Origin of the sequence: Campylobacter concisus, from assembly GCF_002913045.1 — a bacterium.
Classification (GTDB): domain Bacteria; phylum Campylobacterota; class Campylobacteria; order Campylobacterales; family Campylobacteraceae; genus Campylobacter_A; species Campylobacter_A concisus_AP.
The window spans coordinates 97,205-113,765 of record NZ_PPAF01000035.1 but is presented as its reverse complement, the minus strand read 5'-3'; the positions used below and the strand labels follow the sequence as shown (position 1 = coordinate 113,765).

Genomic DNA, 16,561 nt, shown 5'->3' with positions numbered 1-16,561 from the left:
TAAACTTTTCAAACTATTGATTTGCTTCAACAAAAGCTATTTTACGTAAGGTATAAATTCCTCATATCCCAGCCTAGCCATGTCTTCAAGCGGTATAAATTTAAGACTTGCACCATTTATGCAGTACCTTAGCCCACCCTTATCGCTTGGACCATCATCAAAAACATGCCCAAGGTGCGCATCGCTGTTTTGAGACCTAACTTCAACCCTTTTCATCATAAATGAGTTGTCCTCGCTATACGCAAGCGCCGTTGTCGTGATAGGCTTTGTAAAGCTTGGCCAGCCACATCCTGCATCAAATTTATCTGCGCTTGAGAAAAGTGGCTTTCCACTCGTTATATCTACATAAATGCCTTTTTGATTAAATTTATCATACTCGCTGCTAAATGGCCTCTCGGTCGCTGCTTCTTGCGTCACGGCATACTGCTCGCTACTTAATTTTTTCTTTAGCTCATCTTTACTAAGCGGCTTAAATTTCGCCTCATCGTAAAGTGGTTTATTGGCTAAACCTAGGTCGATGTGACAATATCCAAAAGGATTTTTATCAAGATAGTCTTGATGATACTCTTCGCCTAAGACGAAATTTTTAAGTGGCGCCACCTCAACCACGATCTTATCTTTAAATTTCTTTTGCTCTATTTTCATAAAGCTCTCTATCGTTGGCAGATCACTATCACTAACATAGTAAATTCCGCTTCTATACTGCCTACCTACGTCATTACCTTGTTTATTTAGAGAGGTCGGGTCGATCACTCTAAAAAAATGAGCCAAAATTTCAGCCAAAGCGACTCTATTTTCGTCGTATTTTACATAAAGCGTTTCAGCATGATCACTTTCATGAAGCTCGCGGTAGCTAGTATTTTCGCTCTTGCCATTCGCGTAGCCTACCTTTGTATCCACTACGCCAAATATCTTTTTAAAATATCCCTGCATACCCCAAAAGCAACCACCTGCTAGATAAATTTCTTTTAAATTTTGCCCTGCCATCGTCTGCTCCTTTATAAGCTCATCTTTTGCCATCAAATTTAGACCAAAAAACACTGTTGCCATTAAGATAAATTTTAAGATCTTTTTCATTCTATCTCCTTTTATTTTTGAAAGATTATACGAAAATTAAAGTTATAAAGTGTGAAGAAAGGGGCAAGCGCCCCTAAATTTTAGTGTAAAAAGTGTCTAACGCCAGTAAAGTATAGCGACATGCCATGCTCATTGGCAGCCTCTATCACCTCATCATCTCTGATGCTGCCACCTGGCTCGATGACACATTTTACGCCGACCTTACTAGCGATGTCAATGCTATCTCTAAATGGGAAGAACGCCTCACTTGCAAGTACGCAGCCGCTTAGATCGATCTTTAGCTCTTTTGCCTTTGCTACGGCTGCACGTGCAGCATCCACACGGCTTGTCATACCCATGCCAATAGCTACCATTGCGCCATCTTTTACATAAACTACGCAGTTGCTCTTCGTTAGCGCAGCCACTTTCCACGCGATCTGAGCATCTTTTAGCTCGCTACCAGTTGCAAATTTCTTGCTCATTTGCTTCATATTTTCAAGCTCTTCGTCCCTTACATAGTCTCTTTCTTGAAATACAAATCCACCATCAACGTGCTTAAAGTCAAATTTATCATTTGAGCGAACTAAAAATTTATTGTCTTGAGTGAAAATTTTGATGCGTTTTTTACTCTCAAATACTTTAAGAGCTGCATCATCGACATTTGCAGCGATGATTACTTCAACGTAAATTTCATTTATCTTTTTAGCTAGCTTTTCATCAAGTGTGCCATTTATCGCTACTACACCGCCGTAAGCTGAGATCGGATCACATTTAAGCGCAGCCTCGTAGCTCTCTAGCAAGGTATCTTTTACCGCAAAACCGCAAGGGTTAGCGTGCTTGATGATAGCCACTGCTGGAGCGTCATCAAAACTAGTTGCTAGCATTAGCGCACCATTTATATCGGTCATATTATTGAAACTTGCCTCGCCTTTTAGGGCTCTAAAGTTGTTTGTGAAGAAATAATCAAACTCATAAAGTGCGCCTTTTTGGTGTGGATTTTCGCCATATCTCGTGTCAAAAACCTTGCTTCCCACGATAAATCTAGCATCGCCAAAACCGCCATTAAACCTATCATTCATATAGTTTGCGATCATGCTATCATAAGCCGCTGTGTGCTCAAATGCCTTTATCATCAGAGATCTTCTAAACTCAAAATCATCGCTTTTCTCTCTTAGGCGCTTTAAAATTTCATCATAATCAAGCACGCTTGTAACGATAAGCACGTCTTTAAAATTTTTAGCTGCACTTCTTACCATGGCTGGGCCACCGATATCGATATTTTCGATGATCTCAGCAAAGTCATCAGTCCTAATCGTAGTCTCTTTAAATGGATATAAATTTACACAAACTAGGTCTATACCCTCTATGCCATGCTCTTTTGCCTGAGCCACATGCGTAGCGTCGTCGCGCTTATGTAAAATACCGCCATGTATCTTTGGATGAAGCGTCTTTACCCTACCCTCAAACATCTCAGGTGAAGCCGTAAATTCACTAACTTCAGTAGCCTTGACGCCCTCGCTCCTTAAAAGTTTATAGGTGCCACCAGTTGAAAGTATCTGCCAGCCAAGCTCTTCCAGCCCCTTTGCAAACTCTACAATGCCCTCTTTATCGCTAACGCTAAGCAACGCTCTCATTTTTTCTCCTTTATTAAATTTTATCATCTACACTCTTTACTCAAAATATCTCTTATAAATTTTAGCTTATGAGAACCATATAGCTTGATTATCTCTCCACTAATCACTTTTGATTTTTCCTCGCCACCATTAGCATCCAAGAAACTTCTACTAACATACAATTCATTAATTTTTTGCATTTTGGACTCTTTTTTGTCTAACGTGCCCTCAAAAGTGTATGAAAAAAGTATATCTTCTTTGTTATAAACACTTGCAAATCCACTAATATCTAAATTCTCTCCTGCCATATAAGCGTAACAAATGCTATCACCACTACCCTTTGTTGTGATAGCAGCAAATTCCGATTCTCGCTGAAACAGATATATAGTTGCCGACTTCACGCCTTTTGTTTTATAAATATTGAAATTTACATAGGATTTGCCACTATCATCTCTAAGTAACACCTGTGTTTCCCGTGAGATATCAGTGTAGTCTCCGAGTAATTTTCCATCTTCATATAATTTACCTTTGTCGTCAAAACTATATTCGACAACCTTGTCTTGCGTCTTAAAATACATAGGTTCTGGAGGAGCAAAACACCCGCTTAATCCTATCGCTATAATAACTGCTAGCAAAATTTCTCTCATTTTTTCTCCTTTAGATTGATTAAATTTATTTTATTTCTCCGCCAAACACATCGCCTTTTCAAGCACAAGTAGCCCCATAGCTGTATCTTTTTTAATATTTTGTTCCGTTATGCTTTCAAGTTTTTTTAAATTTTTATCGCTTGATTTTATGGCAAAATGACTATTTTTATTTAAATTTTCTAGCTTGCCACCAACGATATCAACACTAAAAGCATATCTTGAAATTTGTCTGCCATTAAAGTAGCTAGAATTTAACACGTTTAAATTTACGGCCTCATTTTTACCAAAGGCCTCACATATAGGGCTTTTTGAGCTAAATTTGACAACCTTTATGCCGCCTTCATCTGAAAATATATACTCTTTAAATTCATTTAAATTTTTAGTCTTTACAGCCTTAAAACTACTCTCCATGCCACTATAGCTGGCGAGAATAATACTAACACTACTTGTTTTGTTGTAGTCGCCTATTTTTTTACCATTTTCAAAAAGTGCGTTATCTTTTAGTTCAAATTTGATCTCATTGCCATTAAGATCGGTCACGCTTAGCTCTTTACAAAAGGCAACCGCCGCCAAAAGCAAAATAGCAATTTTCTTCATCTAAGCTCCAAATTTCTCTTTCAAACGCCCATAAGCCTCATTTATCTCTTGAAGCTTTTTGGTTGAACTCTCTATAACCTCTTTACTCTCTCCCCTACCCATCAAAATATCGGGATGATACTGTCTAACAAGCTCTTTATAACGAAGCTTTACCTCATCAAAATTTGCACTCTTGCTAAGTCCTAAAACCTCAAATGGATCGTTTTTTTCTATACCGGTATTAGAATTTGTTTTAAATCTTGAACTATAAAAATTATCAAATTTTAAGATAATCTCATCAAGCGTATCTTTGTCAATGCCAAATCCATAAGCGATATTTCTTATAACATCTTGCTCGCTTTTGTTAAATTCTCCATCGATGTAGGCTAAATTTAGAAAAAATGTGAGCCTAGCGACGCATATATCGTAGTTTAGATTAAAAGCACTCTTGTAGTTTCTAGCGGTTTCGTAGGCGTTATCTACATTTTCTTTTTGGCTCTTATAAACCTCTTTTAGATACTCACGCACACCGCTAACGCCGCTAACTTTCTGGCTTAGATCATCTAGCACTTGAGTGATCAGCCTAGCCTCTAGCTCGCTAACTCTACCGTCACTCTTAGCTACTTTTGCAAGCAGTGAGACTAGAAATTTAGCCTCATCTACATCTGCTTGTTTCTTGCGGTTACTACCTATTTGGACATTCATAAAGAGAAATATCGCACCGCCTAATATTAGTAAAAACAGGACTCCAGACATGTTACCACAAGTGATAGATGGTATTTTTTATTTTGCCATTTACTAGTTCGTTTTTACGCCAAGAGCTCTCGTCGTTCATCACATTCCAGCGGCGCTCTTCAGGGCGGTAGAACCAGTCTTTATCTATCTGATAATAAATTTGCTTGCCATTTGTTTCGATGATATTTGCGATATTGTTATCGTGGTAGCTATTTTCATCGTAGTCGGTAAAAGCTCGCTGTCCCATCTCAGAGTAAAGTAGCGTTAACTCTTGAAGCATTTCATTTAGATCATCATCCATCTTTTTTACATGAAGGCCGATCTCGTGCGCCTCTCTAAAGAGGATTGGATATTCATGAGCTGGGTAGTCGCCATTTAGCCTTTCAGAAATTTCTGCAATCTTTTTGTCATCCTCGATGTGATACCTAAGAAGCTCGGTGCAAATCTTAAGCGATAGCGAGCTAGCACGATCAACCGCACCAAATACTAGCGGATGGATATACTCATAAAGTGAGTTATAAGGGTTTGTGTCGTTTGGCCTATCTTTATCTTGTTCTTTCCAAAGCTTGACCACACGACTAAGTTCGTCCATCGAAACGCTCACAAGCTCATTGCCTTTATTTGTCGGGCTAAGCTCGTGTTTTAGTGAAGTATCAACAGGCGTTAGATAGGCAAGTGGGCCCATGACGATCTCATTTGCGCCAAGTGCCATCATGGTAGCAGCTGAGGCGCAGTTTGCAGGTATTAGAGCTATTAAATTTTTGCAGTAATTTCTAAGTGTAGTGATAATCCTAAGAGCGGCGATACCGCTTCCGCCGTCACTTTTTATAAAAAGATAAGCAGTATCTATCTTTTTACCCTTTAAAATTTCATACATAGCACTTGCATCGTTGCCGCAAACGCTACCAGCATTTGAATTATAGTAAGTTATGAAGGTGGCGTTTAGTCTTTTTTCGATCGATTTTATTAAATTTTGTGTCTTACTAAAAAGCACCGGCGGTTTTGCTACGCCTCGCTTTTCAACTTGTTCTGCTTCCTTTTGCTCATTTTCAGCCTCAGCGACCTTGCCCTTTTTCAAAGCCATTTCTTAATCCTCTTTTCTAACGATTTTTGCAAACTCATTTAGATAAATTTCTCTTATCTCATCCACGCTCTCATCGATATCATTTAGTTTAAATCTTCTGCCACCACTAACGCCAATTTTTTCAAATTTTACGCCAAATTTAGCAGCAAGCGCTTCAAATTTAGCCTCGTCTTTTACTCCTACGACTGCTCTTGAAAAGCTTTCATCAAAGATGAAATTTGGCTCTTTAAATTTCACCTCGCAGTTTACACCGATGTTTGATATGCTAGCCATTTTTGCTAGCGTGATAGCAAGACCGCCCACACCTACGCTATTTGCAAACTCTAAAATTTGCTCTTTATTTGCCTCTATCACTAGGTCCCAAAGGGCTCGCTCAGTTTTATAATCAACCTCTTTTAGCTTGCCACCGACCACATCAAATAGCGCCTTTGCGTAAAGTGAGGCAGCAAATTCCCCACTTGTCTCGCCAAGAAGGTAAATCGCCCTGCCCTCGCTTAAAAATGTGCTTTTTAGATTTAAGTTCACATCTTCATTTACACCTACTGTGACAATGGCTGGTGTCGGATAGACGCTCACGCCATCAGTGTCGTTATAAAGGCTCACGTTACCGCTAACAACTGGCGTATTTAGCTCACGGCAAGCCTCTTTTATGCCTTCACATCCCTCTTTAAACTGCCACATAACCTCTGGATTTTGCGGGTTGCCGTAGTTTAGGCAATCAGTGATCGCAAGTGGCACAGCACCGCTCATCGCTACCTTTCTACCAGCTGCCGCGACGGCTCTTGCAGCGCCAATTTTTGGATCAACAAAATTTGCTCTAGGATCGCACTGAGCAGCCATAGAAACGGCCTTTTTAGTGCCTTTTACTCTGATACTTGCAGCGCCCAAGCAACCAGGCTGTTTTATCGTATTTGTCTGGATATTTGCGTCGTATTGATCGTATATAAAGCTTTTATTTAGCACCTCTGGCTCTTTTAAAAGCTTGAAAAATGCGCTTTTGTTATCAACAGTATTTGGAATTTCTAAATTTGCTATCTCATCAAGATATTTTGGACGTACAACTGGGCGATCAAGCACCGGAGCTGCCTCGCTAAGTGGGCCGATAGGGATTTCGCCTGCTAGCTCACCATGCCAGTAAAGCTGCATCACGCCGCTACTTGTGACCTCGCCGATGATCTCAGCGTCAAGGTCCCACTTTCTAAAAATTTCAAGCACCTTTTGCTCATAGCCCTTTTTGGCACATATTAGCATACGCTCTTGAGACTCACTTAGCATCAGCTCATAAGGCGTCATGCCAACTTCACGCATCGGCACGCGGTCTAGATACATCTTCATGCCACTGCCGCTTCTACCTGCCATCTCAAAGCTAGAGCTTGTTAGCCCTGCTGCGCCCATATCTTGGATACCGATAATGTAGTCTTTTTTAAAGAGCTCCAAGCAAGCTTCCATGAGTAGCTTTTCGGCAAATGGGTCGCCCACTTGCACCGTTGGACGAAGCGATTTGTTCTCGTCATTAAAGCTATCGCTCGCCATCACAGCACCTCCAAGTCCGTCTCTACCGGTCTTTGAGCCCACGTAAATGACTGGGTTGCCCACTCCTTCAGCCTTGCCGTAGAAAATTTCATCACTTTTGCAAAGGCCAAGTGCAAAGGCGTTGATTAGGATATTGCCATTAAAGCTAGGATCAAATGTAGTTTCGCCACCGATCGTTGGGATACCCATGCAGTTACCATAGTGTCCGATACCTGCAACACTTCCTTTTAGTAGATATCTATGCTTTTTGGCTAGCTCGCTATCGCCTCTTGTCTCACCAAAACGAAGCGAGTTCATGTTCGCAACAACCCTTGCGCCCATCGTAAAGACATCTCTTAAAATTCCACCAACTCCAGTTGCAGCACCTTGAAACGGCTCGATAAAGCTTGGGTGATTATGACTCTCCATCTTAAACACAGCTGCAACCCCGTCGCCAACGTCAATGACGCCGGCATTTTCGCCAGGTCCTTGGATGACCCAAGGCGCCTTTGTCGGAAAGCCGTTTAGGTACTTTTTACTCGACTTGTAGCTGCAGTGCTCGCTCCACATCGCTGAAAATATACCAAGCTCTAGCAAATTTGGCTCTCTGCCTAGGATCTTTAGGATCTCTTCGTACTCTTGGTCGCTGATTTTGTGCGCTTTTACGGTAGCTTTGTCCATTTTTAGCCTTTAAAAAATTTTGGTTGATTTTACTTAAATTTGCATAAAAAGATGATAAACCAAAGGAGCGAAAATAGAACAAATTTGACGAATAAAATAAGAGTCTAAACTTCATATAGCAAGCTAAAATGTTATATTTGTAGTTATTGATTCGGCTATAAATTCAACCGAAAAATTAGCATTTTTGCGGTACGGGTCTTGGTGAACGGCTCAAATTTTAGACGAATGCCAAATTTGAACTAGCTGTGGAAATTAAAAATTTAAGCATACTAGACCCCTAAATTTGACGCAAGAAAGTCCGATACTCCGTCAAATTTAGCAGGCGATTACCCGCCGCAAACGACTATTTGCTCGGCATGCTATAGTAGCAAAGTATGTTTAGCAGGATACGCCCTTGCTTTTTGAGGTCTTGATCGATGACGTCTTGTCTAAATTTCGCAGAGGTCGCCCGTTCTTTAACCTCGGCTAGCTTGCTGCTAGGCAGGTTAAATTTAAAGTCTAAATTTTTTATCTCAAAGCCTTTGTTTCCGACTATCTTCGCGTCGATCACGGTAGCGAAAAACTCGTCAGACGCGCCCACGTAGTAGTTCGTCACGCTTCTAGCGCTTATAGGTTCGCCGCCAAAAAACGCCTTGCAAACAGGAGATTTTTGCGCACTATAAACCACGCTCTCAAGGATCCCGCCACCAAATTCGTAAAACTTAAATTTCTTTGAGTTTTGTAGCTTTTTTATCTCGTCTTTATCGCTCAAATCTACATTTCTACCGCTATCAAGATCAATTACTATCAGAGTTTTTACGCCGTCGTCGCTTGCATAAACCCAGCCTAAATTTTGGCTCGCCGAGTCGCTCTCGCCCGGCGATTTCACCTCGGCCCTACCCATGTAGTCGCCGAATTTTTCCTCTGTTTTGCCGCCGCTCATCTCGTAGACCGTAGTCTCGGTTATAAATCCGATCTGCTGTATGCTAGCGTCGTTTTCCATATACGTACGCCACGCTCTCTCGCCGCCCATCTCGCCTGTAATGGCCGCGCAACCGCTAAACGCCAATGCCGCAATAGCCGCTAGAAATAATTTTTTCATCTCGCGCTCGCGTTTAAATTTGATAAAAGCGATCAGTTTTTAGGCGCGGCGCACACGATGTTTGATAGGATTTGCTCCTGTTTTTTAGCGTCGGCGTCTATGACTTTGCTTCTAAAATCCGCCGAGCGAGCCTGCGTTTGCGTACTAGCAAGCTTGCCGTCGCTAACAAAAAATTTAAAGTCTAGATTTTTGATCTCGGCGCTTTTGCCTTTTTTCACTCCAATATCCATCAGGGTCGCGAAAAATTCGCTATTGTCGACGCTTTCTTTATCGTAATAATTAGTCACCGCATGAGCTTTTACCGTCTTGTCCGCCGCAAAACTCTCGCACACGGCGCCCGAGTCCGCACTAAAAACTACGCTCTCTAATATGCCGCCGCCAAACTGATAAAATTTGACCGTTTTTGCCTTTTTCAGGGCTTCATGCTCGGCTTTATCGCGCATATTTACGTAGCGATAGCCGAATTTTTCCTTGTCGTCAAGCTCAAGTACCGTAAACGAAAGCCCGTTTAGCGCATACATATCGCCCAGTTTCAGCGCCATATCGGCCCTTTTTACGATCGCAATACCGATGACGTCGCCGTCTTTTAGCGCGTAAGTTTTGCTTAAATTTTCCGAGTAAAACGCGATATTGCCGAGGTTGCCGTCGTTTTCAAAATACTTACTCCACTTTGGTTCGGATGAGTCCGTACCCGTTAGTTTATCTTGCAAAGGCGCGCAACCGCTAAATAACGCCGCCAAAGCGACGACTGATAGAATTTTTTTCATTGTTTTCTCCTTTAAGATAAATTCGCTCACTTGCCCAGGCAAAAGCTGCTAAACATCTCGTCTAAAATTTCACTTCTCTCAAATGGCTTTGTGATACTTGCAAGTGCCTTTATCGCACTATTTAGCTCGTAAGCAAAAATTTCTAGCTCATCTTCGTTTAGCCTTAAAAACGCTCTTTTTAAAGCTTCACTCGCCTCTTTGCAGCTTAAAATTTGGCGGTTTGAGCTTAGCATGATCTCATCAGTGTCTTGCGTCTTGAGGTAACCCTCAAGCTCTTTTAAAACTACACTCGTATCGGTTTTTGCTGAAATTTTGATAGCGCCCTCTAGCTCTATGTCAAATTTAAATGCCAGATCGCTTTTGTTTAGGATAAAAAAGGCTTTTTTACTTGAGTTAGAAACGAGTCTAATTATCTCTTTGTCTTGCTCGTCGCTTATATTTGAGCCATCAAAGATAGCTAGGATGATGTCAGCTTCATTTATGGCAGAAATCGAGTAGTTTATGCCGATTTGCTCGATCTTTCCAGCATCTTTTCTGATGCCAGCGGTATCTATTATACGAACTAGATGTGAGCCGATCTTGAAATTTTCTTCTATCCTATCTCTGGTCGTGCCCGCCTCGTCACTAACGATCGCCCTCTCGTATGCCAAAAATGAGTTCAAAATGGAGCTTTTGCCAACATTTGGCTTACCAACGATGGCAATCTTAAAGCCATCTATTAGCCCTCTTCTTTGCTCGCTAAGTGTGGCTATGCGGTCTAGCTTCTCGCTATTTTTTAAAAGCATCTGCTTGGTCTGTTCTAGTAAATTTGCAGGCAGATCATCATCAGCATAATCAATCATTGTCTCAACAAAGGCAAGAGTTTTGACCACTTCGCTTCTGATCTCGCTTACAAATTTACTAAGATCGCCTTGCATCTGACGGGTCAAAATTTTAGCAGCGATCTCACTTTTTGAAGTAATGAGCCCTTGCATAGCCTCTGCCTTTGCTAGATCCATCTTGCCATTTAAAAATGCTCGCTTGCTAAACTCGCCAGGCATAGCAAGCCTCGCGCCAGCCTTTATTAGCTCATTTAAAATTCTCTCGCTCACCATAACGCCACCATGAGTTTGAAACTCGACGATATCCTCGCCAGTAAAGCTTGCAGGAGCCTTAAAATATATAACGATGCCCTCGTCTAAAATTTCATCATCAAGGGAGTAAATTTTGGCTAGTTTTGCGTGTCTTGGCTCTAAATTTGAAAGTTTAAGGAGTTTTAAAGAGGTGGCCAGAGCGTCCTTGCCGCTAAGCCTTACGATAGAAACTGAGCCGATGCCATAAGCTGTGGCAAGGGCTGCGATAGTTTCACTCATTTTTTAAAAAAGTCATTTACGACGACAAATTTGCCGTCATTGCCGCTTTTTATGCCGACATATTTATCTGGGAATTTCTCTCTAAGCTTCTCAAGCGCGATCTTGACCAAAACTCCATCAAGTGGCTTTGTTTGAGCTCTGCCACTATTTTGCACACGCTCGATCACGCCATTTAGATACTGATCCATCATCGCTTCTTGATTTTGCAAAAATTGTGCGATCTCAAGACGAATGGCAAGGTTGTATTTTGAGTTTAACCAGTTATAAAGCATGTAAGATATCGCTTTATACCTATAACCTTCTTTGCCTATAAGTAGAGCCGCATCAGCTCCATCAAGCTCTATAAGCACAGTTTCATCGTCAAATTTGCTAACTTCAATTTTACTAATATCAAAACAACTTGCCTTAAAAAGACGATTCATGCCCTCTTTGATCTCAGGTAAAATTTTATCAAAGTCGATTGTTGCTTTTTCTTTTTTTTCTTTTTGTAAAGCTTGAGCCGCACTCTCTTCATCGGTTTGATTAAAATTTTCAATAATAGAATTATCTAAAATATTTTTAGGAGTATTTTTGCTAGTTTGTGGCTCCTTTATTTCTTTTGGCTCATCAAGTCTCTTTATCACATATCCCGGTTCAACTTCTTCACTCTTTTGAGCAAACGCATCTTTAGCTAGAGCTTCATTTTTTTCACTTAAATTTGACTTTTCATTTTTATGCTCTTTTTGCTCAAATTTAGTTTCGCTTTTTTCATCTCTATGTTTTTTAGGGCCTCGCTTTTTATCACTATGATCATGTTTTTTAGCTTGCTTTTTATCTTCTTTTACGGCCTCATTCTCATCATTTTTTTTAACAAAATTTTTATCATTTTTTGGCTTGTGTTGTGGTTTTGGCTGATTTTCTAAATTTGCTTCAATGATCGCACTTCTTTTAAAAAATCCAAAAAAACCACTGCTTGGATGCTGTAAAACTTTTATATCAAGCTGGGTTACTGAGCAGTTAAGCTTCTCAGCTGCCTTTTGAAATGCCTCTTGAAGGGTATTTGCTTCTATTTTCATTAAGCCTTTACCTCCGCAGCTTTTTTATGTTTTTCAAAAAGTTTATTTACAAATACTTGCTGAACAACCGAGCAAACGTTATTTACAAACCAGTAAAGTGTAAGACCAGCTGGGAATGTCACGAAGAAAAATGTAAATATAAGAGGTAAAAATTTCATCACCTTTTCTTGCATAGGATCAGTAAATGTCGTTGGTGTAAGCTTTTGCTGTAAAAACATCGTAAGACCCATCAAAATAGGTAATACAAAATATGGGTCCATTACCGAAAGATCGTGTATCCAAAGTATCCAAGGAGCACCTTTTAGCTCGATCGCATTTAGTAAGACGCGGTAGATTGCAAAAAATACCGGAATCTGAAGCAAGATCGGTAAGCAACCACCCATCGGATTTGCACCATGCTTTTTATAAAGCTCCATCATATGAACTTGCATTTTTTGCTTATCATCTTTATATTTCGTCTGAAGCTCTTTTACCTTTGGAGCAAGCTCTTTAAGCTTGTTCATGGATAGCATACCCTTGTATGTAAGTGGGAATAAAACTATCCTTATAACAAGTGTTAGCACAACTATCGCCCAACCCCAGTTGCCAATGTAGTTATGCAAGAAATTTAAAAATGCAAACATCGGTTTTGCTATAAATGTAAACCAACCATACTCAATAACATCATTTAGTCTCTCGTCCATCGAGCTTAAAATTTTATGCTCTTTTGGCCCAATATATGCGCCTAATTTTAAATTATCATTTGCCTTTACAAAAAGAATAGGATTATTACTAGCATCTTTGTCTACGGCTACTTCAAATGGCTTTTCAAATGAGTAAAATAGCGTTGTATAATATCTATCAGATGCGGCTGCTATCGTGGTATTTGCATAGTTTTTAACCTCTTTAGCGTCGCCATCTTCAATAATATTTAGGCTATCATCCGTGTTTCTAAGCATCACGCCGTGAACCGTATAGCTATCTACTGCGATGTTTGGCCTAAAGCCAGGAGTGATGAAATAATCAACACTTTTACTTAAATTTACTTCAACTTCATATCTACCATTTGGGTAAAATTTGATATTTTTTGTAATCGTAACGCCATCTAAAATTTGAGTAAGTTTTATAGTTTTAGGCTCGCTACTGGCATCTATCTCGCTAGCATCACTACTATATGCGACCTTAAAAGTATCGGCATTTAGCGTAATATCGTTAAATCTAAGCTCAAGTGGCAATGGATTTTGTGAAACAAGCTCGATTTTGTTACCATCTTCAGTTTTATACTTCTCTTCAGTTAGATAGAATTTTGAAATTCTTCCTAGCTTATCTATTTTTGCTTCGTAGCTTTGACCTTTGATGGTAGCGATTATCTCATTTGAAGCTAAATTTTCATTTGATTTTGGAGTATTTTGATTTGTATTTGGAGCTTTATTTTGATCTATTGCTTGAGACATTGTAGTTTGGTTTTGCTCAGGCACCACTCTTTTTGGCATAAAAAAATCATACACTATAAAAAAAACAATAGATAAAAGCGCTGCAAGAAGCAACCTTTTTTGCATAGACATCTGTTCCATTTTATTTTTTTTCCTTTAATTTATCTAATACTTTTACGACATAAAATTTACTATTCCGACAAGGGACAAACCAAAAATTTACATTTTTGGCATCACTTTTTTGAGATATAAAACATAAGTTAAATTTTTTGTAGATGATTGGGTAGTTGATACCGCCTTTAAAAAGCTGATTACATTTTAAAATTCGCATGAAGGTTGCAAAAAAAGCAGAAAAAAAACTATTTGTTTGAAATTCCCAAATCGCGTATTGTGAGCAAGTCGGATAATAGCGACAGCTTTTTGGTAGAAGTATGGAAATATATTTTTGATAAAAAGCGATAGCTTTAATCGCAATTTTTTTCATTTTAAACATCCCATTTTTTTTGTAGACCAACTTAAATTTTTACAAATTTTTTCAAATGAAATTTCTGTAATTCCATTTTTTGCGATCATAATATATGTGCCATCTTTTAATTCACTAGAAATGTTAAAAAAAGCGGCTCTCAAAAGTCTTTTAGCTCTATTTCTAACTACCGCTTTTCCTACTTTTTTACTAGCAACTACTGCTATTTTTTTTTCATTTGTTGGTTTATAAAAAACAATGCAAGCATCACAATGCCACTTGCTAGCCTCTTTATAAACTTGAGAGAATTCTTTTGAGCCGCTTAACGACTCAAAACCAGCTAAGCAGCCAATCTTTTTCTACCTTTGGCACGTCTAGCGTTTATTACCTTTCGTCCATTTTTAGTTTTCATTCTTAAGCGAAAGCCGTGAGTGCGTTTTTTAGGGGTTTTGTGAGGTTGATAAGTCCTTTTCATTTCTATCCTTAAAGTTAATATAAAAAGTGGGATTTTATCAAAGCAATACTTAAATTCCTTTGAATAACTTAGCTTAAAAAGCCACAACTCAAACTTTAAGCAAATCAAGTTATAATCCAAAAATGAATTTTAATAAAGACAATAGGCTTTTAAAAAAATTATTTTTCTTAAAACTAATTGGTTATAAGTTTATTGATAAAAATTTTCTTAGTCTAAGCAATTATCATGATTACAACAATATTGATGAGCTAAACCGCGAAGTAAAAAAATGCTCTCTTTGCTCTTTGCGAAATAGTTCAAAAGGCGTAACAGCTGGCATCGGCAATGAAAATAGCAAAATCATGTTTATATTATTTTCTAAAAAAAATGATTCTTATGAAAATAACAGTAAAAAATTTTTAGAAAATGCCATAAAAAATAGTTTAAATTTAGATATAAAAGAAATTTATATAAGTTCTCTACTTCGGTGTGAAATTTCACAAAATGATGATAAAAGTCCGATTTTAAGCCGCTCTATCGAGCTTTGTCGTCCTTATTTGCTTGAAGAGATTAGGCTGATAAAGCCAAAGATAATCGTGACTTTAGGAGAGAAAGCTTTTATGCATTTATATCCAAATTTATTATTAAAAGGCGGATTTGCAAGCATAAGAGGTAGTATTTTAAAAAATGAAAATAGCCTTATTTTGCCAACGTTTTCGCCAGAGTGGATCAGCAAAAATCCTAGTTTTGAAAATATTTTTATAGATGATTTAAGAAAGATCAAAGGAGTGATATGAGAAAAATTTTACTTTTTTTAGCCATTTTTTCGACTATTTTTGCATCGCAAGATGAGATAAATTTTGAGAGCAATACTACAAAAAACCAAAGTCTATCAAGCATACCTCCAGCAAAGATTACTTATATAAATTTAGAACCAGAATTCTGTGATAATGCCTGCTTAAATGAGCTTATCAAGGCTGATTTACTGGCTAGTTTTATGGCGAGATTTGAGCCAACAAAAATAGACGATAACGCTCTTTTAGAGCTTTATATCTCTCTTGGTGGTGAAGCTATTTTAAAAGTTAATAAAAGTGGCAAAATCGCTGTAATCATCCCACAAAAGATTATAAAATCTTATGCAAATGTTGTATCAAATGCGGTCTTAAGCTATGTCTTAAAGCAAGATGCGGATATCGAGATCAAATTTATAAATAGCAACGATGAAAGCCCACAAAGTCTTACAAATGCTATGCAAACGGCTAGAGCCCAAGGCTTTAATTATTTTATCGCAGCCCTTACATCAAATGGTGCAAACATTATAAATTCGCTAGTCCTATCAAATGAGCTTATCTACATTCCAAGCGTTCATAGCTCTTTTATCATAAATCCAAAGCCAAATTTGATCTTTGGTGGCATTGATTATAAAGAGCAAATTTCAGCTTTGCTAGCTTACTCGAATGAAAAGATAGTTGCATTTGATGATGGTAGTTCATTAGGACAAAAGCTAAATGAATATGTCCGCATGCAAAGTAGCGATTATCATGAAGCCTCTATCGTAGGCAAAGATATAAATTTAAATGATACTTTAAGCAAAAAATCCAAATTTAATGATGCAAGTATATTTTTAAACATCCCAATCGTCAAAACCTCTCTTGTAGCAACGCAGATGAGGGGCTTTGAGATAAAACCATACGCACTTTTAAGCACACAGATAAATTTTTTACCAAATATCTTTAATGCCATCGCGCAAAGAGATAGACAAAATCTTTTTATCGCGAACTCACTAAATCCTGTTAACGACTTATTCTTGGGGCTTGGTGATCTTTTTGATGTAGATTTTAGATATTCACAAATCGGCTATTCAAGCGCTTTTGGTGCCGAGTATATATATACAAATTTTATAGATAAAAGTGCTGATAGAATTTTTACCGAAAGGGTTGAAAACTCTCAAGTCTTATATGGAGTTAAAATTTATAACGCAAAAGGCGACCACTTTGACGAAACAAATCAAGAAATTTTGCTCGATCAAAATAGCTCAATGTAAAAGCAAAAAGTGGCTAAAGTTAAATTTTT

General features: G+C 38.5%; 17 protein-coding genes. 2 read left to right on the top strand and 15 right to left on the bottom strand.

Translation table 11 applies throughout. The annotated features are described in order from the left end of the window. Positions 1–36 precede the first annotated feature (36 nt). The 15 genes from msrB to rpmH form a co-directional block, all read right to left on the bottom strand. On the bottom strand, positions 37–1,077 hold the full coding sequence (msrB, locus tag CYP43_RS04525; protein WP_103582648.1) for a peptide-methionine (R)-S-oxide reductase MsrB: 1,041 nt from the start codon (positions 1,075–1,077) through the stop codon (positions 37–39). 80 nt (positions 1,078–1,157) lie between these two features. After that, positions 1,158–2,690: a bifunctional phosphoribosylaminoimidazolecarboxamide formyltransferase/IMP cyclohydrolase gene (purH, locus tag CYP43_RS04520; protein ID WP_103583036.1), complete on the bottom strand. Its 1,533-nt coding sequence runs from the start codon at positions 2,688–2,690 to the stop codon at positions 1,158–1,160. 23 nt (positions 2,691–2,713) lie between these two features. Further along, positions 2,714–3,316, bottom strand: coding sequence for a hypothetical protein (locus tag CYP43_RS04515; RefSeq protein ID WP_103582647.1), 603 nt, complete (start codon positions 3,314–3,316; stop codon positions 2,714–2,716). A 30-nt stretch (positions 3,317–3,346) separates the two neighbouring features. Then, the gene (locus tag CYP43_RS04510; protein WP_103582646.1) at positions 3,347–3,913 is read right to left on the bottom strand and encodes a hypothetical protein; all 567 of its coding nucleotides are present in this window, start codon (positions 3,911–3,913) and stop codon (positions 3,347–3,349) included. Further along, the gene (locus tag CYP43_RS04505; protein WP_103582645.1) at positions 3,914–4,648 is read right to left on the bottom strand and encodes a TerB family tellurite resistance protein; all 735 of its coding nucleotides are present in this window, start codon (positions 4,646–4,648) and stop codon (positions 3,914–3,916) included. Between the two features lies 1 nt (position 4,649). Further along, positions 4,650–5,711: an SDH family Clp fold serine proteinase gene (locus tag CYP43_RS04500; RefSeq protein WP_103582644.1), complete on the bottom strand. Its 1,062-nt coding sequence runs from the start codon at positions 5,709–5,711 to the stop codon at positions 4,650–4,652. A 3-nt stretch (positions 5,712–5,714) separates the two neighbouring features. After that, positions 5,715–7,904: a phosphoribosylformylglycinamidine synthase subunit PurL gene (purL, locus tag CYP43_RS04495; RefSeq protein ID WP_103582643.1), complete on the bottom strand. Its 2,190-nt coding sequence runs from the start codon at positions 7,902–7,904 to the stop codon at positions 5,715–5,717. A 343-nt stretch (positions 7,905–8,247) separates the two neighbouring features. Next, complete coding sequence (locus CYP43_RS04490; RefSeq protein ID WP_103582642.1) at positions 8,248–8,985, bottom strand: hypothetical protein; 738 nt, start codon at positions 8,983–8,985, stop codon at positions 8,248–8,250. A gap of 32 nt (positions 8,986–9,017) precedes the next feature. After that, on the bottom strand, positions 9,018–9,752 hold the full coding sequence (locus tag CYP43_RS04485; RefSeq protein ID WP_103582641.1) for a hypothetical protein: 735 nt from the start codon (positions 9,750–9,752) through the stop codon (positions 9,018–9,020). Positions 9,753–9,778: 26 nt separating this feature from the next. Beyond that, positions 9,779–11,104 (bottom strand): tRNA uridine-5-carboxymethylaminomethyl(34) synthesis GTPase MnmE, encoded by a 1,326-nt coding sequence (mnmE, locus tag CYP43_RS04480; protein WP_103582640.1) that lies wholly within the window; start codon positions 11,102–11,104, stop codon positions 9,779–9,781. Further along, positions 11,101–12,159: a Jag N-terminal domain-containing protein gene (locus tag CYP43_RS04475; RefSeq protein WP_103582639.1), complete on the bottom strand. Its 1,059-nt coding sequence runs from the start codon at positions 12,157–12,159 to the stop codon at positions 11,101–11,103. The genes mnmE and CYP43_RS04475 overlap by 4 nt, the downstream gene beginning before the upstream one ends. Beyond that, on the bottom strand, positions 12,159–13,712 hold the full coding sequence (gene yidC / locus CYP43_RS04470) for a membrane protein insertase YidC (RefSeq protein ID WP_103582638.1): 1,554 nt from the start codon (positions 13,710–13,712) through the stop codon (positions 12,159–12,161). The genes CYP43_RS04475 and yidC overlap by 1 nt, the downstream gene beginning before the upstream one ends. Before the next feature lies 1 nt (position 13,713). Continuing rightward, positions 13,714–14,055, bottom strand: a complete 342-nt coding sequence (yidD, locus tag CYP43_RS04465) for a membrane protein insertion efficiency factor YidD (RefSeq protein ID WP_103582637.1) — start codon at positions 14,053–14,055, stop codon at positions 13,714–13,716. Beyond that, on the bottom strand, positions 14,052–14,387 hold the full coding sequence (gene rnpA / locus CYP43_RS04460; protein WP_072594909.1) for a ribonuclease P protein component: 336 nt from the start codon (positions 14,385–14,387) through the stop codon (positions 14,052–14,054). Before rnpA ends, yidD begins: the two co-directional genes overlap by 4 nt. Beyond that, positions 14,375–14,509 (bottom strand): 50S ribosomal protein L34, encoded by a 135-nt coding sequence (rpmH, locus tag CYP43_RS04455; protein ID WP_002940373.1) that lies wholly within the window; start codon positions 14,507–14,509, stop codon positions 14,375–14,377. Before rpmH ends, rnpA begins: the two co-directional genes overlap by 13 nt. 122 nt (positions 14,510–14,631) lie before the next feature. Here rpmH and CYP43_RS04450 point away from each other — a divergent pair, with 122 nt between their 5' ends. Together CYP43_RS04450 and CYP43_RS04445 are read left to right on the top strand one after the other, a co-directional pair. Next, positions 14,632–15,285: a uracil-DNA glycosylase gene (locus tag CYP43_RS04450; protein ID WP_072594908.1), complete on the top strand. Its 654-nt coding sequence runs from the start codon at positions 14,632–14,634 to the stop codon at positions 15,283–15,285. Continuing rightward, positions 15,282–16,532: a hypothetical protein gene (locus CYP43_RS04445; RefSeq protein WP_103582636.1), complete on the top strand. Its 1,251-nt coding sequence runs from the start codon at positions 15,282–15,284 to the stop codon at positions 16,530–16,532. Before CYP43_RS04450 ends, CYP43_RS04445 begins: the two co-directional genes overlap by 4 nt. The last annotated feature ends 29 nt before the right edge of the window (positions 16,533–16,561 follow it).